Source organism: Bacillus tianshenii, assembly GCA_020524525.2.
Lineage (GTDB): Bacteria > Bacillota > Bacilli > Bacillales > Bacillaceae_N > Bacillus_AV.
In genome coordinates this window covers 2,229,368-2,252,891 of sequence record CP129018.1, presented here as the reverse complement: position 1 = coordinate 2,252,891, position 23,524 = coordinate 2,229,368, and the positions used below count along the sequence as shown (strand labels likewise).

The 23,524-nt window shown below is 41.4% G+C and carries 22 protein-coding genes and 1 pseudogene; 22 read left to right on the top strand and 1 reads right to left on the bottom strand.

Features of this window, described 5'->3' with window-relative positions; genetic code table 11:
- The first annotated feature begins 7 nt into the window (after positions 1-7).
- The 9 genes and pseudogenes from lepA (at position 8) to mtaB (ending at position 11,268) form a co-directional block, all read left to right on the top strand.
- Positions 8-1,840, top strand: a complete 1,833-nt coding sequence (gene lepA, locus LC040_11405; protein ID WLR49900.1) for a translation elongation factor 4 — start codon at positions 8-10, stop codon at positions 1,838-1,840.
- A gap of 65 nt (positions 1,841-1,905) precedes the next feature.
- The gene (hemW, locus tag LC040_11400; GenBank protein ID WLR49899.1) at positions 1,906-3,054 is read left to right on the top strand and encodes a radical SAM family heme chaperone HemW; all 1,149 of its coding nucleotides are present in this window, start codon (positions 1,906-1,908) and stop codon (positions 3,052-3,054) included.
- 129 nt (positions 3,055-3,183) lie between these two features.
- The gene (gene hrcA, locus LC040_11395; GenBank protein WLR49898.1) at positions 3,184-4,215 is read left to right on the top strand and encodes a heat-inducible transcriptional repressor HrcA; all 1,032 of its coding nucleotides are present in this window, start codon (positions 3,184-3,186) and stop codon (positions 4,213-4,215) included.
- A gap of 147 nt (positions 4,216-4,362) precedes the next feature.
- Positions 4,363-4,926 (top strand): nucleotide exchange factor GrpE, encoded by a 564-nt coding sequence (gene grpE, locus LC040_11390; GenBank protein ID WLR49897.1) that lies wholly within the window; start codon positions 4,363-4,365, stop codon positions 4,924-4,926.
- Between the two features lie 47 nt (positions 4,927-4,973).
- Positions 4,974-6,806 carry a molecular chaperone DnaK gene (gene dnaK / locus LC040_11385; GenBank protein WLR49896.1) on the top strand — a complete coding sequence of 611 codons (1,833 nt, stop codon included), beginning with the start codon at positions 4,974-4,976 and terminating at the stop codon, positions 6,804-6,806.
- Between the two features lie 184 nt (positions 6,807-6,990).
- Complete coding sequence (gene dnaJ, locus LC040_11380; GenBank protein ID WLR49895.1) at positions 6,991-8,106, top strand: molecular chaperone DnaJ; 1,116 nt, start codon at positions 6,991-6,993, stop codon at positions 8,104-8,106.
- 97 nt (positions 8,107-8,203) lie between these two features.
- Positions 8,204-9,142, top strand: coding sequence for a 50S ribosomal protein L11 methyltransferase (gene prmA / locus LC040_11375; protein WLR49894.1), 939 nt, complete (start codon positions 8,204-8,206; stop codon positions 9,140-9,142).
- Positions 9,143-9,158: 16 nt separating this feature from the next.
- Positions 9,159-9,913 (top strand): annotated as a pseudogene (locus LC040_11370) (16S rRNA (uracil(1498)-N(3))-methyltransferase).
- Between the two features lie 5 nt (positions 9,914-9,918).
- On the top strand, positions 9,919-11,268 hold the full coding sequence (gene mtaB, locus LC040_11365; GenBank protein WLR49893.1) for a tRNA (N(6)-L-threonylcarbamoyladenosine(37)-C(2))-methylthiotransferase MtaB: 1,350 nt from the start codon (positions 9,919-9,921) through the stop codon (positions 11,266-11,268).
- A 38-nt stretch (positions 11,269-11,306) separates the two neighbouring features.
- Here mtaB and LC040_11360 read toward each other — a convergent pair whose 3' ends face one another.
- Positions 11,307-12,230 carry a Na/Pi symporter gene (locus tag LC040_11360; protein ID WLR49892.1) on the bottom strand — a complete coding sequence of 308 codons (924 nt, stop codon included), beginning with the start codon at positions 12,228-12,230 and terminating at the stop codon, positions 11,307-11,309.
- Between the two features lie 168 nt (positions 12,231-12,398).
- Between LC040_11360 and rpsU the strand changes: the two genes are divergently transcribed.
- The 13 genes from rpsU to era all read left to right on the top strand — a co-directional run bounded on the left by rpsU (position 12,399) and on the right by era (position 23,448).
- Entirely contained in the window at positions 12,399-12,575 is a 177-nt protein-coding gene (gene rpsU / locus LC040_11355) for a 30S ribosomal protein S21 (GenBank protein WLR49891.1), read from the top strand.
- Positions 12,576-12,589: 14 nt separating this feature from the next.
- Entirely contained in the window at positions 12,590-13,036 is a 447-nt protein-coding gene (locus tag LC040_11350; GenBank protein ID WLR49890.1) for a GatB/YqeY domain-containing protein, read from the top strand.
- Positions 13,037-13,215: 179 nt separating this feature from the next.
- Positions 13,216-14,544: a nodulation protein NfeD gene (locus tag LC040_11345; GenBank protein WLR49889.1), complete on the top strand. Its 1,329-nt coding sequence runs from the start codon at positions 13,216-13,218 to the stop codon at positions 14,542-14,544.
- A 28-nt stretch (positions 14,545-14,572) separates the two neighbouring features.
- Complete coding sequence (floA, locus tag LC040_11340) at positions 14,573-15,568, top strand: flotillin-like protein FloA (GenBank protein ID WLR53273.1); 996 nt, start codon at positions 14,573-14,575, stop codon at positions 15,566-15,568.
- A complete protein-coding gene (locus LC040_11335; GenBank protein WLR49888.1) occupies positions 15,568-16,035 on the top strand; it encodes a hypothetical protein in 468 nt (155 codons plus the stop codon). Before floA ends, LC040_11335 begins: the two co-directional genes overlap by 1 nt.
- A gap of 145 nt (positions 16,036-16,180) precedes the next feature.
- Positions 16,181-16,447, top strand: a complete 267-nt coding sequence (gene yqfC / locus LC040_11330; GenBank protein WLR53272.1) for a sporulation protein YqfC — start codon at positions 16,181-16,183, stop codon at positions 16,445-16,447.
- A 21-nt stretch (positions 16,448-16,468) separates the two neighbouring features.
- Positions 16,469-17,662 carry a sporulation protein YqfD gene (gene yqfD, locus LC040_11325; GenBank protein ID WLR49887.1) on the top strand — a complete coding sequence of 398 codons (1,194 nt, stop codon included), beginning with the start codon at positions 16,469-16,471 and terminating at the stop codon, positions 17,660-17,662.
- Positions 17,663-17,665: 3 nt separating this feature from the next.
- Positions 17,666-18,628, top strand: coding sequence for a PhoH family protein (locus tag LC040_11320; GenBank protein WLR49886.1), 963 nt, complete (start codon positions 17,666-17,668; stop codon positions 18,626-18,628).
- 409 nt (positions 18,629-19,037) lie between these two features.
- Positions 19,038-21,152, top strand: coding sequence for an HD family phosphohydrolase (locus tag LC040_11315; GenBank protein ID WLR49885.1), 2,115 nt, complete (start codon positions 19,038-19,040; stop codon positions 21,150-21,152).
- Positions 21,149-21,613 (top strand): rRNA maturation RNase YbeY, encoded by a 465-nt coding sequence (ybeY, locus tag LC040_11310; GenBank protein WLR49884.1) that lies wholly within the window; start codon positions 21,149-21,151, stop codon positions 21,611-21,613. The genes LC040_11315 and ybeY overlap by 4 nt, the downstream gene beginning before the upstream one ends.
- Entirely contained in the window at positions 21,597-21,983 is a 387-nt protein-coding gene (locus tag LC040_11305) for a diacylglycerol kinase family protein (protein WLR49883.1), read from the top strand. Before ybeY ends, LC040_11305 begins: the two co-directional genes overlap by 17 nt.
- Positions 21,984-22,091: 108 nt before the next feature.
- Entirely contained in the window at positions 22,092-22,547 is a 456-nt protein-coding gene (locus LC040_11300) for a cytidine deaminase (GenBank protein WLR49882.1), read from the top strand.
- Positions 22,540-23,448, top strand: coding sequence for a GTPase Era (era, locus tag LC040_11295; GenBank protein ID WLR49881.1), 909 nt, complete (start codon positions 22,540-22,542; stop codon positions 23,446-23,448). The genes LC040_11300 and era overlap by 8 nt, the downstream gene beginning before the upstream one ends.
- The last annotated feature ends 76 nt before the right edge of the window (positions 23,449-23,524 follow it).

The window sequence follows — 23,524 nt, the reverse complement described above, 5'->3', positions numbered from 1 at the left end:
GATCGATTTGAATAATGAACAGAAGAGAAAAAGGCAAGAGCGCATACGTAATTTTTCTATTATTGCACATATTGACCATGGGAAAAGTACGTTAGCAGACCGTATACTAGAAAAAACAAGCGCCTTGACACAGCGTGAAATGAAAAGCCAAATGCTCGATGCGATGGACTTAGAGCGTGAGCGTGGCATTACAATTAAATTAAACTCTGTCCAATTGAAATATAAAGCGAAGGACGGAGAAGAGTATATTTTTCATCTAATTGATACGCCAGGACACGTCGACTTTACATATGAAGTGTCTCGTAGTCTTGCAGCGTGTGAAGGTGCTATCCTTGTTGTGGATGCAGCGCAAGGCATTGAAGCGCAAACACTCGCGAACGTTTATTTAGCACTTGATAATGACTTGGAAATTCTTCCGATCATTAATAAGATTGACCTTCCAAGTGCAGAGCCTGAGCGCGTCCGTCAAGAGGTCGAAGATGTAATCGGTCTTGATGCTTCAGAGGCTGTATTAGCAAGTGCGAAATCTGGGATTGGCATTGATGAAATTTTAGAACAGATTGTAGAAAAAGTACCACCGCCACAAGGTGATCCAGAGGCGCCGTTAAAAGCGCTTATTTTTGACTCCTTATACGACCCTTATCGTGGTGTTATTGCGTACATTCGAATTGTAGAAGGCTCTGTTAAAGTCGGCGATAAGGTTCGTATGATGGCAACAGGAAAAGAATTCGAAGTAACGGAGCTTGGTGTCTTCACGCCAAAACCATTGCCGCAGGATGAATTAACAGTAGGGGATGTTGGTTTCTTAACAGCTGCTATTAAGACAGTTGGGGATACGCGCGTCGGTGATACGATCACAAGTGCACAGAAACCTGCTGCTGAGCCACTTCCTGGTTATAAGCGTCTTAACCCGATGGTATTCTGTGGTCTCTATCCAATTGATTCGAATAAGTATAATGATTTGCGGGAAGCACTTGAACGTCTTGAGTTAAATGATTCTTCGCTACAATATGAGCCGGAGACATCGCAGGCGCTTGGTTTTGGTTTCCGTTGTGGTTTCCTAGGGATGCTGCATATGGAAATTATTCAAGAGCGGATTGAACGTGAATTCAAGATTGATTTGATTACTACTGCGCCAAGCGTTAGTTATCGGGTAGAACTGACAGATGGAGAAGAAGTGATTGTCGATAACCCATCTAACATGCCTGACCCACAAAGCATTCAACGAGTACAAGAGCCATATGTGAAAGCAACCGTTATGGTTCCGAACGACTTTGTTGGTCCGGTTATGGAATTATGCCAAGCGAAGCGTGGTAATTTCATTGATATGCAATATATGGATGAAAACCGCGTTAATATTGTTTATGATATTCCGCTTGCGGAAATCGTTTATGATTTCTTTGACCAGTTGAAATCGCAAACAAAAGGGTATGCATCGTTTGACTATGAGCTAATCGGATACAAAGAGTCACGCCTTGTGAAGATGGATATTTTATTGAATGGTGAGCAAGTCGATGCGTTATCCTTCATCGTTCACCGTGATTTCGCATATGAGCGGGGTAAGGTTATTACTGATAAGCTAAGAGAGCTTATTCCTCGTCAGCAATTTGAGGTACCGATTCAAGCAGCAATTGGAAACAAAATTGTCGCTCGTTCAACAATTAAGGCAATGCGTAAAAACGTACTTGCAAAATGTTACGGCGGGGATATTTCTCGTAAGCGTAAGCTACTAGAAAAGCAAAAAGAAGGTAAGAAACGAATGAAGTCAGTTGGGTCCGTCGAAGTCCCGCAAGAAGCATTCATGGCGGTTCTGAAAATGGACAGCGACGAGAAGAAATAAATGGAAAAAACACAAAGCCGCAAGCAACTGTCTTGCGGCTTTTGTTTGTGGAAGGTGAAAAATGAATGGCAAAAGCAGTGTATCTTCACATTCCGTTTTGTGAACATATTTGTTATTACTGTGACTTCAATAAGGTGTTCCTTCAGAACCAGCCTGTTGAAGACTATTTAAGAGCACTTGATACAGAAGTGAAGCATTCACTTGAACGGTTTCCGACAGATCGAATAGAAACGATTTTTGTTGGTGGTGGTACGCCAACTTCGTTGAATATGGAACAGATGGAACAATTTTTGAGCACGATTGAACGGTACATCTTACCGCTTGCTGTTGAAAATGTTGAATATACGTTTGAAGCAAATCCAGGTGGTTTGGCAAAAGAGAAGCTGCAGCTTATGAAAGACTATGGAGTAAACCGATTAAGCTTCGGTGTCCAAACATTTAATGATGAGCTGTTGAAAAAAATCGGCCGCACACATCGGGCAAAAGATGTATTTGAGACCATTGAAACAGCACAAGCAGTCGGCTTTGACAATATCAATGTAGACTTAATTTACGCGCTGCCTGGACAAGAGATGAGTTCTTTTGAAGAAACGCTACAAACGGCGTTTGGTCTTGGTGTGAAGCATTTTTCTGGTTATTCATTACAAATAGAGCCGAAGACTGTCTTTTACAATTTAATGAAAAAAGGGAAGTTACGCCTTCCGAGTGAAGAGAATGAAGCGCAAATGTTTGAAGTGTTAATGACCGAAATGGAGAACCAAGGATTTACCCAATATGAAATTAGCAATTTTGCAGTACCAGGGTATGAAAGCAAACATAACTTAACATATTGGCATAACAACGAATACTTTGGATTTGGTGCAGGCGCACATAGTTATGTTGCAGGGGTGCGCAGAGTTAACGCTGGCCCGCTTCCTCATTACATGCAACGAATTGAAGAGAATGGCTTTCCGTATATTGAAGAGCATAAGGTTTCTCTTTCTGAGCAGATGGAAGAGGAAATGTTTCTCGGCTTGCGAAAGCGTGAAGGTGTGTCCAAGCAACGTTTCTTCGTTCGCTATGGTAAAAGTATGAACGAGGTGTTTGACAAGCAAATTAAAGATGCAGTTAAAAAAGGATTGCTTGAAGAATCGGAGGAGCGCATAAGGTTAACAAAGAAAGGGTTCTTACTTGGGAATGAAGTCTTTCAAAGTTTCCTCGGTGTGTTTGAATAACATAAAAACGGGTAACGATTTTTTTGTGCAGAGTGGATTCTTAACGTTGACAATCCAACAATGGATTTGGTAATTTAATATTAGATTTAGCACTCGATGTAAAGGAGTGCTAACAGAGGTGATCATCATATGTTGACAGAACGCCAACTGTTGATTTTACAAGTGATCATTGATGATTTTATCCATTCTGCACAAGCGGTCGGATCGCGAACACTCGCGAAGAAGGAAGAAATCACCTTCAGTCCGGCGACAATCCGCAATGAAATGGCAGACTTGGAGGACATGGGCTTCTTAGAGAAGACTCATACATCATCAGGTCGAATTCCATCAGAAAAAGGCTACCGCTTTTATGTAGATAACTTGCTTGCTCCGTCAAAGTTATCACGAGGAGAGCTTGAATCTATTCATACGTTCTTTTCGGATCGTGTGTTTGAGTTAGAGCGGGTGGCACAGAAGTCAGCAGAGATTTTATCGGAATTCACAAGTTACACATCAATCGTGCTTGGGCCTGAAATGTTCGAGACTCGTTTGCGGCAATTTCAAATGATTCCGTTGACAGATACGACGGCCGTTGCGATAATCGTGACGGACACAGGTCATGTCGAAAATCGAACAATTACAATGCCAGAAGGGATAGAGCCAGGCGAATTAGAAAAAATGGTCAATATCCTGAATGAGCGCTTGAAAGGTATTCCGCTTATTGAGTTGCCTGAACGATTGAATGAGGAAGTTGGGCATGTATTAAAACGCCATCTCTACAATTACGAGAAAGTATACCGAATGTTGATTGAGACATTTGGCAGTCAAAAGAGTGAAAAAATCTATTTTGGCGGAAAAACGAATATGCTTTCTCAGCCGGAATTCAATGATTTACAGAAATTGCGTTCGCTTATGTCTCTTATCGAGCAGGACCAGCTTGTCTATGACATGCTGCGAACATCAAAGTCAGGTATTTCGGTTAAGATTGGTCAAGAAAATAAAATCGAAGAGATGCGTAATTGCAGTATTATTACAGCGTCCTATTCAGTCGGCAACGAACATATGGGTACAATTGCAGTACTCGGGCCAACACGAATGGAATATTCAAAAGTGATCAGCTTGTTGAATGTCTTTTCTGCAGACTTGTCAAAGGTTCTTTCGTCACTGTATCAATCCAAGTAACAATGGCAATATTGTTAAGGGGTGGAAGTGGTAAGGACTTCCATCGCTTTCCTATGTATAAATGAATGTTAATTGGATTGTTTTGCAGATATATGCAATAGTGTTAATGCACATTATGCTGTTAGAGTAATAAGGGAGGTGAAGGGATTGGCTGAGGATAAACTAAACCAAGAGCAAGAAGAGCTTGCAAAAGAAGCAGAAGCTGTTGAAGAAGAGGTTTCAGTTGAAGAAACACAAGAAACAGATGAACTTGCCAAGAAGCAAGCTGAAATTGAAGAACTGCAAGCGAAAGTTGAAGAATACAACAACCGTTATTTACGCGCACAGGCTGATATGGAAAATTTCCGCCGCCGTGTGAACAAAGAGCGTGAAGCGGATCGTAAATATAGAGCACAAAGCTTGATTGAAGAGGTTTTACCTGCGCTTGATAACTTCGGACGCGCGTTAGCTGTCGACCCTGAAAAGGACAGTACAGAATCTGTTCTCAAAGGAATGCAAATGGTGCATAATCAGCTTATCGAGGCACTTAAGAAGGAAGGTCTTGAAGAGATCGAGGCTGTTGGAAAGGAATTTGATCCACAGTTGCATCAAGCAGTTATGCAGGTTGAAGATGAGAACTACGAGTCAAATGTTGTTGTCGAAGAGCTTCAAAGAGGCTACAAATTGAATGACCGTGTCATTCGTCCATCAATGGTAAAGGTAAATCAATAATTCGCTAATGAAAATACATAGCATAATAATAAAGGAGGCTTTCATCAATGAGTAAGATCATTGGTATTGACTTAGGTACAACAAATTCATGTGTGGCTGTCATGGAAGGCGGCGAAGCAAAGGTAATTCCAAACCCAGAAGGTAACCGTACAACACCATCTGTTGTGGCATTCAAAAACGGCGAGCGTCAAGTCGGTGAAGTTGCAAAGCGTCAAGCAATTACAAACCCAAACACAATTCAATCAATCAAACGTCATATGGGTACAGATTATAAAGTAGAAGTAGAGGATAAGAGCTATACACCACAAGAAATTTCTGCAATTCTTCTTCAAAACTTCAAATCATATGCAGAAGATTATCTTGGGGAAAAAGTTGAAAAAGCAGTTATCACAGTTCCTGCTTATTTCAATGATGCAGAGCGTCAAGCTACAAAAGATGCTGGTAAAATTGCTGGCTTAGAAGTTGAGCGTATCATTAACGAGCCAACAGCTGCAGCACTTGCATACGGCTTAGATAAAGAAGACCAAGACCAAACAATCCTTGTTTATGACCTTGGTGGCGGTACATTTGACGTATCGATCCTTGAGCTTGGCGACGGTATCTTCGAAGTACGCGCAACTGCAGGTGACAACCGTCTTGGTGGTGACGACTTTGACCAAGTAATCATCGATCACCTTGTAAGTGAGTTCAAGAAAGAAAACGGCATTGACCTTTCAAAAGATAAAATGGCACTTCAACGTTTGAAAGACGCAGCTGAAAAAGCGAAAAAAGATCTTTCAGGTGTAACAAGCACGCAAATCTCTCTACCATTTATCACAGCAGGCGATGCAGGTCCACTTCACCTTGAAATGAACTTAACTCGTGCTAAGTTCGAAGAGCTTTCTTCTGATTTAGTTGAACGTACAATGGGACCAACTCGTCAAGCACTTAAAGATTCAGGCATGTCTGCAAGCGAAATTGATAAAGTAATTCTTGTTGGTGGTTCTACACGTATTCCAGCTGTACAAGAAGCAATCAAGAAAGAAACAGGTCAAGAACCACATAAAGGTGTTAACCCGGATGAAGTTGTAGCACTTGGTGCAGCAATCCAAGGTGGCGTACTGACTGGTGACGTTAAAGATGTTGTACTTCTTGACGTAACACCACTTTCACTTGGTATTGAAACAATGGGTGGCGTGTTTACAAAGCTAATCGAACGTAACACAACAATCCCAACAAGCAAATCACAAGTGTTCTCAACAGCTGCTGATAACCAAACATCTGTTGACATCCATGTTCTTCAAGGTGAGCGTGAAATGGCAGCACACAACAAAACACTTGGCCGTTTCCAATTAACTGATATTCCACCAGCACCACGCGGCGTACCACAAATCGAAGTATCATTCGATATTGATGCAAATGGTATCGTAAATGTATCTGCTGCTGATAAAGGTACTGGTAAGAAACAAACAATTACAATCAAGTCTTCTTCTGGTCTTTCTGATGAGGAAGTTGAACAAATGGTTAAAGATGCAGAAGAAAATGCAGAAGCAGATAAGAAGCAACGTGAACAAGTAGAACTTCGCAATGAAGCAGACCAAATGGTATTTACAACTGACAAAACGTTGAAAGACCTTGGCGATAAAGTCGAAGAAGAAGAAAAGAAAAAAGCTGAAGAAGCACGTGATGCATTGAAAGAAGCACTAGAAGGCGATGACTTCGATGCAATCAAAGAAAAGAAAGAAGCACTTGAAGAAATCGTACAACAGCTTTCTGTTAAGCTTTACGAGCAAGCAGCTCAAGAAGCACAAGCACAACAGCAAGCACAAGGCGAAGGCAATCAAGATGACGACGTCGTAGATGCAGACTTCGAAGAAGTAAACGACGACGAAAAGAAATAAGCAATAAATAACGACCTAAAAAAGTCAAAGTCAGGTTCCTCTTGACTTTGACTTTTTTTGAAAAAGAAAACAGAGAAAGCAGCCTGCTTTTTCCTGTGATAACGATCTTGTAAACTGTTGCGAAAAGTCTACAATCAATGATAATATAAAATTTATGTGAAAAATGATCGGGAGTGGGTATTTGATGAGCAAGCGAGACTATTATGAGGTTCTCGGCGTCGACAAAAATGCCTCAAAAGATGAGATAAAGAAGGCATACCGCAAGCTCGCACGCAAATATCATCCAGATGTAAATAAGGAAGATGATGCAGCTGATAAGTTTAAAGAAGCAAAAGATGCATACGAAGTCCTTAGTGATGATCAGAAGCGTGCACAATATGACCAGTTCGGCCATACTGACCCGAACCAAGGTTTTGGCGGTTTTGGAGGCGGCGGAGCTGACTTCGGCGGCTTTGGCGATATTTTCGATATGTTCTTTGGTGGAGGCGGCCGACGTCGTGATCCAAACGCACCAAGACAAGGTGCTGACTTGCAATATACAATGTCATTGGAATTTGAGGAAGCTGCTTTCGGTAAGGAAACAGACATTCAAATTCCGCGTGAAGAAGAGTGCGGCACATGTGATGGAAGTGGGGCTAAGCCTGGCACAACCCCTGAGACATGTCCACACTGTAATGGTGCAGGTCAAATGAATGTTGAGCAAAACACACCGTTTGGCAAAATTGTAAACCGTCGTGTATGTCATCATTGTAACGGAACAGGAAAGTATGTACGTGAGAAATGTCCGACATGCGGCGGTGACGGCAAGGTTCAAAAACGCAAGAAAATTCATGTGAAGATTCCAGCTGGCGTGGATGAGGGACAGCAAATGCGTGTATCAGGACAAGGGGAGCCTGGTGTCAATGGAGGCCCTCCTGGTGACTTGTTTGTTGTTTTCCATGTCAAGCCGCATGAGTTCTTTGAGCGTGATGATACAGATATTTATTGTGAAATGCCATTAACATTCGTTCAAGCTGCTCTTGGCGATGAAGTTGAGGTACCAACATTACACGGAAAGGTAAAGCTGAAAATTCCAGCTGGTACTCAAACAGGCACAAAGTTCCGTTTGCGCGGTAAAGGTGTGCAAAATGTGCGTGGCTATGGTCAAGGTGACCAGCACGTACAAATTCGGGTTGTAACGCCGACAAGTCTTTCTAGTAAGCAAAAGCAGCTGTTGAAAGAGTTCGGTGAAGTGAGCGGAGATGAAACAACTGACAGCAATTTCTTTTCGAAAATGAAGCGCGCCTTTAAAGGTGAGTAAGTTTCCTTTATACTTTCATTAAGATGAAGTAATCAGCCTGCATGCTGTTATCGGCATGCAGGTTGTTCATGAAATCAAAAAAAGTGAGCTGGTAAACATGAAATGGTCAGAACTTAGCATCCACACGACACAAGAAGCGGTAGAACCAATTTCTTACATTTTGCATGAGGCAGGGGCTAGTGGGGTTGTGATTGAAGACCCGCAGGACCTTGTGAAAGTATGGGATACATCATTAGGAGAGATGTATGACTTGAATCCTGATGATTATCCAGAAGAAGGTGTTATGGTTAAAGCGTATCTCCCGGTTAATAGTTTCTTAGGAGAAACAGTTGCAGAGATTAAACAAAGCATTAACAACCTTCTCCTGTATGATATCGACCTTGGGCATAACACGGTTGAGCTTAGTGAAGTAAATGAAGAAGAATGGGCAACAGCGTGGAAGAAATATTATAAGCCAGTGAAAGTATCTGAGCGGATTACGATTACACCAACTTGGGAAGATTATCAGCCTGTTAACACAGATGAGTTAATTATTGAGCTTGACCCGGGTATGGCGTTTGGTACGGGGACACATCCGACAACTGTTCTATGTATGCAAGCACTTGAAAAGTATGTACGTCCAGGCGATGATGTGATCGATGTCGGTACAGGTTCCGGTGTATTAAGTATTGCTGCTGTATTGCTTGGTGCCGAACGTGTCCGCGCATATGACTTAGATGACGTAGCAGTTAAGAGTGCTAGAATGAATGTGAAACTAAACAAAGTTCATGATCAAATTTCTGTTCAACAAAACAACCTTCTAGACTATGTTGAAGGTGAAGCAGATATCATTGTCGGAAATCTGCTTGCTGAAATCATTCTTCGCTTCCCGCAGGACGCTTATGATAAAGTGAAAAAAGGCGGCTACTACATTACATCAGGAATTATTAAAGGAAAACGAGATCAAGTAAAGCACGCTTTAGAAGAAGTCGGTTTCCATATTGAAGAAACGTTAAATATGGAAGACTGGGTAGCAATTATTGCGAAAAAGAACTAGAAGCAGGTGAACAGCTTTGCAGCGTTATTTTATTCAAAATGATCAAGTCAGTAATGAACAAATAATACGATTACAGGTGATGATGCGCACCATATTTCACGTGTGATGCGGATGGAGTCTGGCCATGAAGTGATTTGTTGCGATGAAGCCGGTCAAAGCTGGCTCTGTGAAGTACAAGAAGTAGACAAACAAGCAGTTCAATTACAGAAAGTTAAACAGCTTGAAGAAGAGCAAGAGCTGCCTGTGGCAGTGACAATTGCTCAAGGACTACCGAAATCAGACAAGCTTGAATACATTGTTCAAAAAGGAACTGAGCTTGGTGCAAGGGGCTTTCTGCCTTTTTTTGCATCCCGCTCAATTGTCAAGTGGGATGAAAAAAAGGGAAGAAAAAAGCAGGAACGATTACAAAAGATTGCAAAGGAAGCGGCTGAGCAATCGCATCGCCAAGTGATTCCAGTGGTTTCTACACCTGTCTTGTTTAAAGAATTATTACGCTTAGCAAAAGACGCGGACGTGAAAGTAATCGCGTATGAAGAAGAAGCGAAAGCAGGTGAGACAGCTGCGCTTGCAAAAGCTTTACAAAACATAAAGCAAGACGATAAAATCTTTGTTGTTGTTGGTCCGGAAGGCGGCTTAACAGAAGAAGAGGTCTCAGCATTGAAAGCAGAAGGGTTTGTTTCCTGTGGGTTTGGACCACGCATTTTACGAACGGAAACAGCACCTCTTTATTTTCTTTCAGCTGTCTCTTATCAAACTGAACTATTGAGGTGAACATCATGCCATCAGTTGCTTTTCATACATTAGGTTGTAAAGTAAATCATTATGAAACAGAGGCAATTTGGAAATTGTTCTCTGATGCTGGCTATGAACGAACAGATTTTGAAAAACGTGCTGACGTTTATGTTATTAATACATGTACGGTAACAAATACGGGCGATAAGAAGAGTCGTCAAGTGATTCGTCGTGCCATTCGCCGTAATCCTGATGCAGTGATTTGTGTAACAGGCTGTTACGCGCAAACATCACCTGCTGAAATTATGGCAATTCCAGGCGTTGATATTGTAGTTGGTACTCAAGATCGTACGAAAATGTTAGATTATATTGAGCAATATAAGCGTGAACGTGAACCGATCAACGGTGTTGGCAACATTATGAAAACACGTGTCTATGAAGAGCTTGAAGTACCTGCTTTTACAGACCGTACGCGTGCATCGCTTAAAATTCAAGAGGGCTGTAACAATTTCTGTACATTTTGTATTATTCCATGGGCTCGCGGTTTAATGCGTTCTCGTGATCCACAAGAAGTTGTTCGACAAGCGCAGCAACTTGTAGATGCTGGCTACAAAGAAATTGTTTTAACAGGCATTCATACAGGCGGTTATGGTGAAGACATGAAAGATTATAACTTTGCTAAATTACTGCGTGACTTGGATGAGCAAGTAAAAGGCTTGAAACGCATTCGAATCTCTTCTATTGAAGCAAGCCAAATAACAGATGAGGTTATTGAAGTGTTGGATCAGTCTGATAAAATTGTTCGCCATTTACATGTGCCGCTGCAATCAGGCTCAAACTCTGTGCTTAAGAGAATGCGCCGTAAGTATACAATGGAGTTCTTCCAAGAACGCCTTGACCACTTGCGCCGTGCGTTACCAGGGCTTGCCGTTACATCGGACGTGATTGTAGGCTTCCCAGGTGAAACAGAAGAAGAATTCCAAGAAACGTATGATTTTATTAAAGAGAACCGTTTCTCAGAGCTTCATGTTTTCCCTTATTCAAAACGTACTGGCACACCTGCAGCACGTATGGAAGACCAAGTGGATGAAGAAGTGAAAAATGAGCGTGTTCATCGCTTAATCGAACTTTCAAACCAGCTTGCAAAAGAATATGCAGCTCAATATGAAGGTGACGTGCTTGAAGTGATTCCAGAAGAAATTTCGAAGGAAGACCCAGAAAGCGGCCTTTATGTCGGCTATACAGATAACTATTTGAAGGTGAAATTCCCAGCCACTGAGGAAATGATCGGTCAAATTGTAAAAGTGAAAATTACAAAAGCGGGCTATCCATACAGCGAAGGTGAATTTGTCCGTGTCGTAGAAGATGATCATGTCGGCGAAAAAATTTCTTAAAACGAAACCTCAAGGTAAAGTATTGCCTTGAGGTTTTTCTATTCCTGGCGATGAACCCTTTTGATGAAGCTTGCAAACGGCTTAATTAGTGGTAAGAAAATGAGTGAGACAAGTACGTTAAAAATAACACTGGCATGAGCGAGCTGAACATCAGGTGAATCAGCAAGTATCATGGCTGTATTTGTCAGCAGTTGAATAAGTGGGTAAAAGGCAAGGACCCCAATAATATTTAGCCAAATGTGAGCGTATGCAGTTAATTTTGCATGGTTATTTGCACGAAGGCTGGCTAAAAAAGCTGTTATACATGTGCCAATATTTGCGCCTAGCATAACGGCGATACCTGTTGAGAGAGGAATCGAGCTTTTTTCGATAATACCCATACCCATTCCTGTTACAGCAGTGGAAGATTGAAGGATAGCTGTTAACACGGTTCCGAATAAAATCCCGTTTACATGTCCTTTCGTGTCTGCTGTAAGTAAGTTTGTGAAAAGTGGTGATTCGCTAAAAAAGCTTGCAAGTGAGGAAAACCCGTTCATTGCAATGAATAAGCAACTAAAGCCAAATAAAATGCTTCCAACGTCAAATAATTTTTTTCGCGATATCATCATAAGAAGAGCGCTAAAAATAAGCAGAGGTAAGGCTAGTTGTCCAAGGTCGATACTGATCATTTCAAGTGTGACCGTAGTACCGATATTGGTACCGAGAATAATACCGAGTGCTTTTTCAAAGGTTAGATACCCAGCTGCACAAAGTGCAACCGTCATTACTGTAACCGCAGAGCTGCTTTGAAGAACAGCGGTAATCAAAGTCCCAGCCAGCATACCTTTCAATGGAGTATCAGTGATATGAACTAACTTTTGCTGTAAGGTGTCATGGGCAAGGTGAAAAAGTCCATAACGCATAATCGACATCCCCATTAAAAAAATCATAATAAAGACCATTAAAAAGCTTAACATGTGCATACGCCGAACACCTTCCTTCTACACCAATATATGGACAGGTTCTCAACGTATGACGAAAAATCATGTTGTTGCAAATAAATACATGATGTTATATAATGACCAAAGACGTGTCTACTTCATGTAGATATGTTTTTATTGTGATTGGCTGTTTCGGAGGGAGGGAAAATTATGTCTAATACTCGCGTTCGCAAAAACGAATCTTTAGAGGACGCTCTTCGCCGCTTTAAGCGCAGTGTTTCTAAGAGTGGCACACTTGCTGAGTACCGCAAGCGTGAATTTTACGAGAAACCAAGCGTTCGTCGTAAGAAAAAATCGGAGGCGGCTCGTAAAAAGCGTAAATTTTAAGAGAGGGTGTTCTGATGAAGCTTGCTGAACGTCTAACCGACGATATGAAACAAGCAATGAAAAACCGCGACAAAGATAAGCTTGCAGTAATTCGTATGGTAAGAGCTTCATTGCAAAACGAAGCGATTAAATTAGGCAAAGATGAGCTTTCGCAAGATGAAGAGCTTACTATCCTTAATCGTGAACTGAAACAACGCAAAGACTCCCTCCACGAGTTCCAAGAAGCAGGCCGTAATGATTTAGCGGAAAAGACACAATCAGAAATCGATGTGTTGCAAACATATATGCCTGAACAATTGTCAGATGAAGAACTCGACCAAATTGTGCAAGAAACAATTGCAGAAGTTGGAGCGTCTTCTAAAGCTGATATGGGAAAAGTGATGGGCGCGATTATGCCCAAGGTGAAAGGGAAAGCTGATGGTTCCAAAGTGAACCAAGCAGTCATGAAACACCTTTCATAAAGGAAGAACAACATCCTGCGAGGATGTTGTTCTTTTTTATTTGGCAAAGTAATTTTTATGAAGTTTCTCACGGATCTTTGAAACTTTTTTTAAATCGCTAACGTATTAGAGGTACGCATATTATTTTCCTTTCAATAGAAAACTTAATATAGAACACCTATAAAGGGAGGTGGAGCAGAATGAAGTGGATGCGGTTGGTCATTCTTCCGCTGCTGTTAGTTGGATTGCTTTCAAGCATTCTACTGACTCCTGCAAATGCACAAGAGAAGGGATTAGTTTATTTCGTCCCGTTTGAAAAGGAAGTTGAGAAAGGACTTCTTCAATTTATGAAGCGTTCTTTTGAAGAAGCAGAAGAAGCTGGTGCTGACCAAATTGTTATCGAAATGAACACACCTGGCGGGGCGGTTCCTGCTGCAACAGATATTGCGAAGTTAATGCGTGAAACGAAGATTCCGATAACTGTATTTGTTAATAAAAATGCCATTTCTGCTGGGTCATACCTTGCGTTAAATGCCGATCATATTGTGATGGTACCCGGTGCAACCATGGGAGCGGCAGCGATCATTGATCAGCAAGGAAACACGGCCGGCAAAAAGGCAGAATCCTATTGGCGTGCTGAGATGAAAGGTGCTGCAGAATATAGCGGCAGAGACCCTGTCTATGCAATTGCAATGGCAGATCCGTCTGTTGATTTACCGAAATATGACGCACCGAAAGGCAAGCTGCTTACTTTAACAGCCTCCCAAGCGAAGGAAGTTGGCTATGCAGATGCCATTGTGGAAACACGAGGTGAGATTTTAGATTTTTTAAAGATGTCAGGGGCTACAATTAAGGAAACAGAGGTATCACTTGCTGAGCATATTGCTCGTTTTGTAACCAATCCTGTTGTGGTGCCTATCTTGTTATCTATTGCAAGTTTAGGGCTTGTCGTTGAGCTCTACTCACCTGGGTTTGGTATTCCGGGGATTATGGGGGCATCTGCACTTGTGTTGTTCTTCTACGGTCATTTAGTGGCTGGGTTAGCTGGAATGGAATCGATTATCTTACTGATAGCAGGGATTGTACTAATAATAGCAGAATTATTTGTTCCAGGTGGGATTGTCGGATTAGCAGGTGTGGCGGCAATTATTATAAGTTTAATCTTAAGTGGAAATGATGTGGGGTATATGGCAATGGCGATTTTAATTGCCTTTATTGTTACAGTGATTGGTTCAGTTGTTTTATTTAAGCTTCTTGGCTATAAGAAAGGGATTTTTAGGCATATTATTTTGTCAGACTCGACATCCACTGATAAAGGGTATGTGTCAAATGAAAATCGCTTAGAATTAGTCGGGAAGGTCGGGAAAACGATTACACCGCTGCACCCAGCGGGCACCGCGCTCATTGAGGAGGACCGCATTGATGTCGTAACAGAAGGAGGATTTATCGCTGCTGACCAACCTATTGTCGTCATTAAGGCTTCTGGTTCACGAATTATCGTGCGAGAGGCTAAGGAAGAACAACTATAAGAGTACGAACTAGAGGAGGAAAGAAATGTTGGGTCCAGATACAATTGCAGTATTATTAATTGCTGGTCTTATTATTGTTGCGTTAATTGTGTTATTTACATTTGTTCCGGTGATGCTGTGGATTTCGGCGTTAGCCGCAGGTGTCCATGTCAGTATCTTTACACTCGTGGGAATGCGTTTGCGTCGTGTTATCCCAAGCCGTGTCATTAATCCATTAATTAAGGCACATAAAGCAGGCTTGAATGTTACAACAAACCAACTGGAGAGTCACTATTTAGCAGGTGGTAATGTTGATCGTGTTGTCAATGCATTGATTGCTGCGCAACGTGCAAATATTGAATTAAGCTTTGAGCGTTGTGCTGCGATTGACCTTGCGGGACGTGATGTACTTGAAGCTGTACAAATGAGCGTTAACCCGAAAGTAATTGAAACACCATTTATCGCTGGTGTGGCGATGGATGGGATTGAAGTGAAAGCGAAAGCTCGTATTACTGTTCGTGCAAATATTGACCGCCTCGTCGGTGGTGCTGGTGAAGACACAGTGATTGCTCGTGTTGGTGAAGGGATTGTAAGTACAATTGGTTCCTCACATGACCATAAAAAAGTACTTGAAAATCCAGACTTGATTTCACAAACAGTGCTGAAAAAAGGCCTTGATGCAGGAACAGCATTTGAAATTCTCTCAATTGATATCGCAGACATCGATATTGGTAAAAATATCGGAGCTGTATTACAAACGGATCAAGCAGAGGCAGATAAAAATATTGCGCAAGCGAAGGCTGAGGAACGTCGCGCAATGGCAGTTGCACAAGAACAAGAGATGCGTGCGCGTGTTCAAGAAATGCGTGCAAAAGTAGTAGAAGCGGAAGCGGAAGTACCGCTTGCGATGGCTGAAGCGTTGCGTTCTGGTAATATCGGTGTAATGGATTATATGAACTTTCAAAATGTGATGGCTGATACAGATATGCGTGATTCCATTGGTAAGCTGACGAAAGATGACGATGAAGACGAAAGTGATCAATAATGGAACAGCTCTTTGAAATGATCTTAGCAAACCTACCAGTGCTCGTATTTATTTTGGTTGGATTGTGGGGGGTTATTAAGCGGGCTGCAGGCGGAGACAGCAATAAGGAGTCGCCCCAAAAACCCCGCGAACGGCAAAGATCAAAGCCACAGCAACCCTATGAACCGCGTAAGCAAGAAACTGTACGCAGAGAGTCTATCCATGTTGAAGAGACTCCTAGCGAGCAAACGAGCTCTATTAAGAGTTATTATGAAGAGTTAAAGAAAAAGCAACAGGAGCTGCAAACAGTACAAGCAAAGCCGCAAGTTTCAAAGCCAAAGAAAAGAAAGAAACGAGAAATAGAAGGGCAATTTGGATCGTTATCCAAAAAAAGAGTCGTCGAAGGTGTGATGTTCTCAGAGATATTAGGAGAACCTCGCTCTCGCAAACCCCATTCAGCAGCAAGAATCTATCAGAAAAAGCGTTGATTGCCATTTCGGCATCAGCGCTTTTTTTATTTTCGTAAAGCAGTTCACATTCTCCATTATATTATTTATTAGTGATAGAAGTGTTGGTTGGGTCATAAATATGAGTTGAAAGGGGGTTCGTCAATTGAGGAAATGGAGACAGAAAATGAAGCGCTGGGTTATGCAGAAGGCTGAACTTCCTGCAGATGTTGTGATGGATTTGCCGCGAATAACAATGATTGGACAGCTTCACATATATATTGAAAATCACCGCGGCCTCTTGGCGTTCTCGGACAATGAGCTGCGTTTGTCATTAAAGCAAGGTCAGCTACTTGTAATGGGAAAGGAGTTTGTGCTTAAAACAATGCTTCCAGAAGAAATTTTGCTTGAAGGACAAATTGATGAGGTTCGCTTTATAGATGATTCGGAATAAATGACAGTCCTATACGGAGGGATGATGTTGAAAAATCATTGGACATCCTTTTTTTATGGATATACGAAAGTCGTCGTAGAGGGCAGGCTGCTTGAGCCTTTTTTAAATCATAGTGCAAAAATGGGCATACATATGTGGGAAATGAAACGAACAGGTGAAGAAAGTTTTATAGCTTATGTACAAGTAAAGGATGTGAAAGCACTTCGACATTACGCACGTGCTTATCACTGTAAACTGCGATTTATCGAGCGGAGAGGATTGCCTTTTTTACAAACAAGGGCACTTCGGAACAGTGGGTTTGTAGGAGGATTGCTGGCGTTCATTGTGTTATTATTTGTGCTTTCAAATATGGTGTGGGGGATTGAAATTAAAGGGGCAGAGCCAGATGTCGAGCATGCCCTTCGGAAAGCAGTTAATGAATATGGCATTAAACGGGGAAAGCTAATCATTACACTGCCAGATACAGCTGTAATTCAGCGGGAATTAACACTTCAGGTTGACGGGCTTACATGGCTTGGTGTGGAGCGAAAGGGTACAACCTATCACTTCCAGGTTGTTGAGGAGAAAAAGGTAGAGCTTCAGGAAGTGAAAGGGCCGCAACATTTAGTTGCGAAGAAGCGCGCTGTTATTCATGACATGTTTGTTGAAGAAGGACAACCGATTGTATCAGTTGATGATTTTGTCGACAAAGGTGACGTGCTCGTCTCAGGCATTATTGGCAAAGAAGGGCAAACAAAAATGGCTGCTGCAAAAGGAGAAGTGCTCGGGGAAGTGTGGTACCAGTCACGAGTTGTAGTGCCGCTTAAAACGAAATTCAGTGTACTGACAGGCGAGAAGCAGGCAAAGCACCTTTTTTACATCGGAAACTTTTCCTTCCCATTTTGGGGGTTCAAAGAGGTGCCATACGAAGCGTATGAAACGAATACAAAGAAAACGCCATTTCTGCTTTTAAATTGGACAACACCATTTGCATATGAACAAAAACTCTACCTCGAAAAAAAGCAATCTCTTCGACAATATGACCAGAAAACAGCAGTAATGGAAGGTAAGAAAATGGCGAAAAAAGAACTAATCAGTCGGATTGGAAAAGATGCTGTTATTAAGGGCGAAAAAGTTTTGCACCAAGCGATTGAGAATGGTAAAGTAAAACTAACAATACACTACCAAGTAATAGAAGATATTGCAGTGGAACAACCAATCATTCAAGGAGACTAAAGGATGACAAAAGATTTGCATACGATTGATTTACATGTGGAAAATCCGAACGAAGCACTCGCCTTATTTGGTACAGGCGACAGGCATTTGAAGATTATCGAGGAAAAACTCGAAGTATCCATTGTAACAAGAGGCGGAGCAATCGGTGTATCTGGAGATGAAGAAACCGTCAAGTTAATTGGTGAGGTGCTTCATCAATTGCTAAGTGTCATCCGTTCAGGAGCGAACATTTCTGAACGTGATATTGTCTATGCGATTCAGCTTGGCCAGCAAGGGATGCTTGATCAATTTGCAGAATTATTCGAGCAAGAGATTACGAAAAATGCCAAAGGTAAGCCGATTCGTGTAAAAACGCTAGGACAGCGTAAATATGTTTCGGCAATTAAGAAAAACGATTTAGTATTTGGAATCGGCCCAGCTGGTACCGGGAAGACGTACTTAGCCGTAGTTATGGCAGTTGATGCTTTGAAAAAAGGTATGGTGAAGCGCATTATTTTGACGAGACCAGCAGTAGAAGCAGGCGAAAGTCTTGGTTTTCTGCCAGGTGACTTGAAAGAAAAGGTTGATCCTTATTTGCGCCCATTGTATGACGCATTAAATGATGTATTAGGGGCAGAACATACCCAGCGTTTAATTGAGCGCGGCACAATTGAAATTGCACCACTTGCCTATATGCGCGGTCGAACGCTTGATGATTCATTTGTAATTTTAGATGAAGCACAAAACACGACTCCTGCACAGATGAAAATGTTCTTAACACGTCTTGGCTTTGAATCCAAAATGGTCGTAACAGGCGACATAACACAAGTTGACCTTCCGAAAGGCGTAAAGTCAGGTCTTGCGGTTACTCAGCATGTATTAAAGGGGAAGTCAGGCATTTCATTTCTATATCTTGAGCAAGCAGATGTAGTTCGTCATCCGCTCGTTCAAAGTATTATAGAAGCATACGAACAATACGAAGCTTAACCCAATGAAACCTTGTTTTCGTTGGGTTATCTTTACACTGTTTAACGCTTTGTCTTAGGGAAAGAAAGGGTTATTCGTTTTGCGTAGTGTAAGCCGTGCTTCGGTTTTCATATTAGCTCGGCTTACGCCGAGTTTTTCTAATGCTTTCACATGGTAGAGAAAAGAAAGGTTATAGGCTTCTTTTTGCTCTAGCTACGGCGGGCAGAAATTTGTGTCACTTCAACTTCCCACACCGAGGCAAAAAGCGCCTCTATGTGAGAAGCCTCCAGTGAACAATATTTCTAAGCGGCCCGCCTTTGCTTTTCAAGATGTCTAGCTACGGCGGCTAGGGGCTCGAGGTCATAAGTCAATCTGTTATGGAGTCAAAGAGCGGTCTCCTTCAGGGTACCAGGGAAGAGGTAATGCAGGGATGAAACCAATTAGAAGTTGGAAAACGAGTTTGCAGCATATCCAAGATAAACGTGCCGTTACAGTCAGCTTGTACTTACTTCTAAGTATCGTGCTTTACGTCGCCATGTTTAGTAATATTCAGCCGGAAAAGTTGAATATCACGTTATTTTCAATTGCTGATCGTGATATTTTGTCTCCTGTCACGGTGGAAGACTGGGAGTCTACTGTGCAGAAGCGGCAGGAAGCAGCGGCTGCAGTTGAAGATCAATATATTTTAAAAACTGAGTATACACAGCATCGTGTTGATATGGTTGCGGATTTGTTTGATGCGGCTATTAAGGTTAAAGCAAATGAAGAGTTGGAAAATTTGGGTAAGAGACTGTCAGCGTTTGAAAAGCAGGTTGCAGAAGAAATGCGTCAAGCGATTACACCACAGGAGATGACATATTTACTGACAGCATCGCTTGATCAGCTGGATACAGCAAAAAACACAACAATTACTGCTGTACAGAGCAATATGAAAGGGCGCATTAAGTTTGGGGAAGAGGATAAGGTGAAAGAGCAGATTGCAAAAGATTTACGAAAGGTAAACCTGCCTTCGGGCCTTCGCTCATCAATGGTAGCAATTGGACAATATGCGATAATCCCTAACTATGTATATGATGTAAAAGGTACAGCTGAAAAGAAGCAACAAATGATGGAATCTGTTCAGCCTGTGAAAATTCGTGCAGGTCAAGTACTTGTAAAAGAAGGACAAGTTGTTGATCGTGATGTATACCGTCAGCTTGATTTAGTGGGGTTGTTGGACGAACGCCTTAATCCATTAACATATATCGGACTTGGGCTGCTTGTTATGTGTTTAATCGTTCTTACCGCTTATTTCTTTAAAGATGTGACAGATTTAGTTCATAGTCAAAATAAATACTTAGTGATTTATGTTCTAGTGTATGCAATTATGATTGCGCTGATGAAGATTTTGAGCCTTTTTCAGCAGTTTTCAGTTATCGCTTATGCTGTACCTGTGGCAATGGCAACCATGCTGATCAAAATGCTCATTAACGATCGTTCAGCTATTATTACAAGCATGACGCTTGCGATTTGCGGAAGTATTATTTTTAATGAGGATACCATTGAGTCTTTTAACTTTATTATTGGTGTTTACTTTTTCTTGAGTGGGATTACCGGGGTTATTTTCTTAAGTAAACATAACCGCCGTTCGAAAATCTTACAAGCAGGGTTTTATATTTCAGTGGTAAATATGGTAGCTATTACTGCTTTGTTTATGATAAAAAACGGACAATACACAAGTTTGGAAATTGGCACATATCTTTTGATGGCTGCATTGTCTGGTTTTCTATCAGCCGTGTTAACGCTCGGTCTTATGCCGTTTTTTGAGGCTGGTTTTGGAATGCTATCAACAATAAAGTTAATTGAACTTTCGAATCCGAATCATCCGTTGTTACGTAAGATTCTTACCGAGACACCTGGAACATATCATCATAGCGTGATGGTTGCAAACTTGGCAGATGCAGCATGTGAAGCAATTGGTGCGGACGGGTTCTTAGCTCGTGTTGGGGCATATTACCATGATATCGGTAAAACAAAACGACCACGCTTTTTTATTGAAAATCAGCTTAATATGGAAAATCCGCACAATAAAATTGCCCCACAACTCAGCAAAACGATTATTACAGCTCATCCATATGATGGTGCAAAGATGCTGCGGGAATATAAAATCCCACAAGAAATTATCGATTTTGCCGAGCAGCATCATGGTACAACCTTGTTAAAATACTTTTATCATCAAGCAAAAGAGAAGTCGAAGGATGTGCGTGAGTCAGATTTTCGCTATCCAGGTCCGAAAGCACAGACAAAAGAATCTGCAATTGTCGGTATTGCTGATAGTGTAGAGGCAGCCGTACGTTCAATGCAGAACCCGACGCCGCAGCGAATTGAAAATCTTGTCCGTAATATTATCTCTGACCGTCTTCAAGATGGACAGTTTGATGAATGTGATCTAACACTTAAAGAAATTGATATTGCAGCAAAAACGATGTGTGAAACATTGAATGGCATCTTCCATTCACGAATTGAATATCCAGAAATGCCAAAGAAGAAGGTGAAGCAAGCATGAATATTGACTTTATTGATGAACAAGGATTTTTATCAGAGGAAGACAGAACTGAAATGAACAAGCTACTACAGTATGCAGCTACGAAAGAAAACGTTGAAAAAGATGCAGAGATGTCAGTAACATTTGTTGATGATGCGGAAATTCAACAAATAAATCGCGATTATCGCGGAAAAGACAATCCGACCGATGTTATTTCATTTGCCTTAGAGGAAATGGGTGAAGGTGAGCTTGAAATTCAAGGAACTGATTTGCCACGTATGCTTGGAGATATCATCGTTTCCATTGATCGGATGAAAGAACAGGCAGAAGAATATGGGCATTCTATGCAACGTGAATTAGGTTTTTTATGTGTGCATGGATTTTTACATTTATTAGGTTATGACCATATGAATGAAGAAGATGAAAAAATCATGACCAATCGACAAAAGGAAATTTTAGAAGGATATGGCCTTCACAGGTAGAGGGAAGTCGCGGCTAGGGCAAAGTTTCTCTTACGCGTTTTGTGGGCTGTATTATGTGGTAAAACATGAACGTAACATGAAAATTCATGTCGTTATAACAATTTTGGTGCTTGTATTGGCTTGGCTTTTGCACCTGCCGAGAGAAGATATCTTTGTTATTTTATTATTAATCGGTGGAGTTCTTAGCCTAGAAGCGATGAATACTGCCGTAGAAAAAGTGGTTGACCTTGTTACGGAAGAATTTCATCCACTTGCCAAGCAAGCAAAAGATATTGCGGCAGCTGCGGTGCTCATTTACACCATTATCGCAGTAGTGATTGGTATCGCAATATTTTATAAGCCCATTTTAAATTTCTTTACAAACACATAATGTAAACGAATTCAATTTGTTGTAGAATAGGAATAGAGAGACATTTGTTTATTGGTGGGTAGAGAGAAGATCCGAATACAAAGTTTGATAACTGAAATAGATTCAGTAATGGAATTGAAGAAGTTACAGCAACAGGACTTACAGGGGAAAGAAAGGATTGTTTTTATGAATCAAGAAACACTCATTCAAGCAGCGAAAGAGGCACGAGAACAGGCGTATACACCATATTCAAAGTTTAAGGTTGGCGCTGCTCTACTAACCGAAGCTGGTGAAATCGTCAAAGGATGTAATATTGAAAATGCTGCTTATGGTCTTTGCAATTGTGCAGAAAGAACGGCAATGTTTAAAGCTTTTTCAGAAGGGGAAAGGAACTTTCAAGCGATGGCGGTAGTTGCTGACACTGACCGACCAGTTCCTCCATGCGGTGCTTGCCGTCAAGTAATGGTGGAGCTATGCCCAGCTGATATGCCCGTTATTTTAACAAACCTACAAGGCGATGTTGAAGAGACAACTGTGCAGCAATTACTACCAGGAGCATTCGTACCGGAGGATCTAAATGAATAACGAAGGCTACCGTTCAGGGTTTGTGGCAATTATTGGACGTCCGAATGTTGGAAAATCAACATTTCTTAATCGTGTTATTGGGCAAAAAATTGCGATTATGAGTGACAAACCGCAAACAACTCGTAATAAAGTGCAAGGTGTATATACTACAAATTCCAGCCAAATCGTGTTTATTGACACACCTGGCATACACAAGCCGAAGTCTAGGCTAGGAGATTTCATGGTCGATGCTGCACAAGCGACGTTAAATGAAGTGGATATCATATTGTTCATGGTGAACGTAGAACAAGGAATCGGAAAAGGCGACCGGTTTATTATTGAATGGTTGAAGTCAAGAAAGAAGCCGGTGTTTTTAGTACTTAACAAAATCGATCAAATACATCCAGATGAATTGCTTCCGCTTATTTCTCAATATAAGGAGCTTTATCCCTTTACAGAAGTCGTACCAATTTCGGCTCTTGAAGGAAATAATGTATCAACATTGCTTGAGCAGATTGAAGGCTATTTGCCAGAAGGGCCGCAGTACTATCCGGCAGATCAGCTGACAGACCATCCGGAACGTTTTATCGTTTCTGAATTTATCCGTGAAAAGGTGCTTCACCTAACGCGAGAAGAAATACCACATTCGATTGCTGTATACATTGAAAATATGGAGCGCCGTGAGGACAGTAATATAATCGATATCGGCGCAACAATCGTTGTTGAACGTTCTTCTCAAAAAGGCATCATAATCGGAAAGCAAGGTAAGATGTTGAAAGAAGTTGGCAAACGGGCAAGACAAGATATTGAGACGTTACTTGGGTCAAAGGTATTTCTTGAACTGTGGGTTAAAGTACAGAAAGATTGGAGAAATAAGCAAATTCATTTGAATGACTACGGTTATCGTAAGGATGATTATTAAGCTTAACCATTAGCAAAATTTCTCTTACATCTTTGTAGTATTCAAGGGTCAAGCTAAAAGATAAGAGGAGCACAGC

Coding starts and splice junctions, on each gene's coding strand:
- hrcA (WLR49898.1), top strand. CDS start 3,184: ATGTTGACAGAACGCCAACTGTTGATTTTACAAGTGATCATTGATGAT.
- dnaJ (WLR49895.1), top strand. CDS start 6,991: ATGAGCAAGCGAGACTATTATGAGGTTCTCGGCGTCGACAAAAATGCC.
- rpsU (WLR49891.1), top strand. CDS start 12,399: ATGTCTAATACTCGCGTTCGCAAAAACGAATCTTTAGAGGACGCTCTT.
- ybeY (WLR49884.1), top strand. CDS start 21,149: ATGAATATTGACTTTATTGATGAACAAGGATTTTTATCAGAGGAAGAC.
- mtaB (WLR49893.1), top strand. CDS start 9,919: ATGCCATCAGTTGCTTTTCATACATTAGGTTGTAAAGTAAATCATTAT.
- yqfC (WLR53272.1), top strand. CDS start 16,181: ATGAAGCGCTGGGTTATGCAGAAGGCTGAACTTCCTGCAGATGTTGTG.
- LC040_11300 (WLR49882.1), top strand. CDS start 22,092: ATGGAATTGAAGAAGTTACAGCAACAGGACTTACAGGGGAAAGAAAGG.
- LC040_11320 (WLR49886.1), top strand. CDS start 17,666: ATGACAAAAGATTTGCATACGATTGATTTACATGTGGAAAATCCGAAC.
- LC040_11350 (WLR49890.1), top strand. CDS start 12,590: ATGAAGCTTGCTGAACGTCTAACCGACGATATGAAACAAGCAATGAAA.
- prmA (WLR49894.1), top strand. CDS start 8,204: ATGAAATGGTCAGAACTTAGCATCCACACGACACAAGAAGCGGTAGAA.
- era (WLR49881.1), top strand. CDS start 22,540: ATGAATAACGAAGGCTACCGTTCAGGGTTTGTGGCAATTATTGGACGT.
- LC040_11305 (WLR49883.1), top strand. CDS start 21,597: ATGGCCTTCACAGGTAGAGGGAAGTCGCGGCTAGGGCAAAGTTTCTCT.
- LC040_11345 (WLR49889.1), top strand. CDS start 13,216: ATGAAGTGGATGCGGTTGGTCATTCTTCCGCTGCTGTTAGTTGGATTG.
- yqfD (WLR49887.1), top strand. CDS start 16,469: ATGATGTTGAAAAATCATTGGACATCCTTTTTTTATGGATATACGAAA.
- LC040_11335 (WLR49888.1), top strand. CDS start 15,568: ATGGAACAGCTCTTTGAAATGATCTTAGCAAACCTACCAGTGCTCGTA.
- hemW (WLR49899.1), top strand. CDS start 1,906: ATGGCAAAAGCAGTGTATCTTCACATTCCGTTTTGTGAACATATTTGT.
- LC040_11315 (WLR49885.1), top strand. CDS start 19,038: ATGAAACCAATTAGAAGTTGGAAAACGAGTTTGCAGCATATCCAAGAT.
- dnaK (WLR49896.1), top strand. CDS start 4,974: ATGAGTAAGATCATTGGTATTGACTTAGGTACAACAAATTCATGTGTG.
- LC040_11360 (WLR49892.1), bottom strand. CDS start 12,230: ATGCACATGTTAAGCTTTTTAATGGTCTTTATTATGATTTTTTTAATG.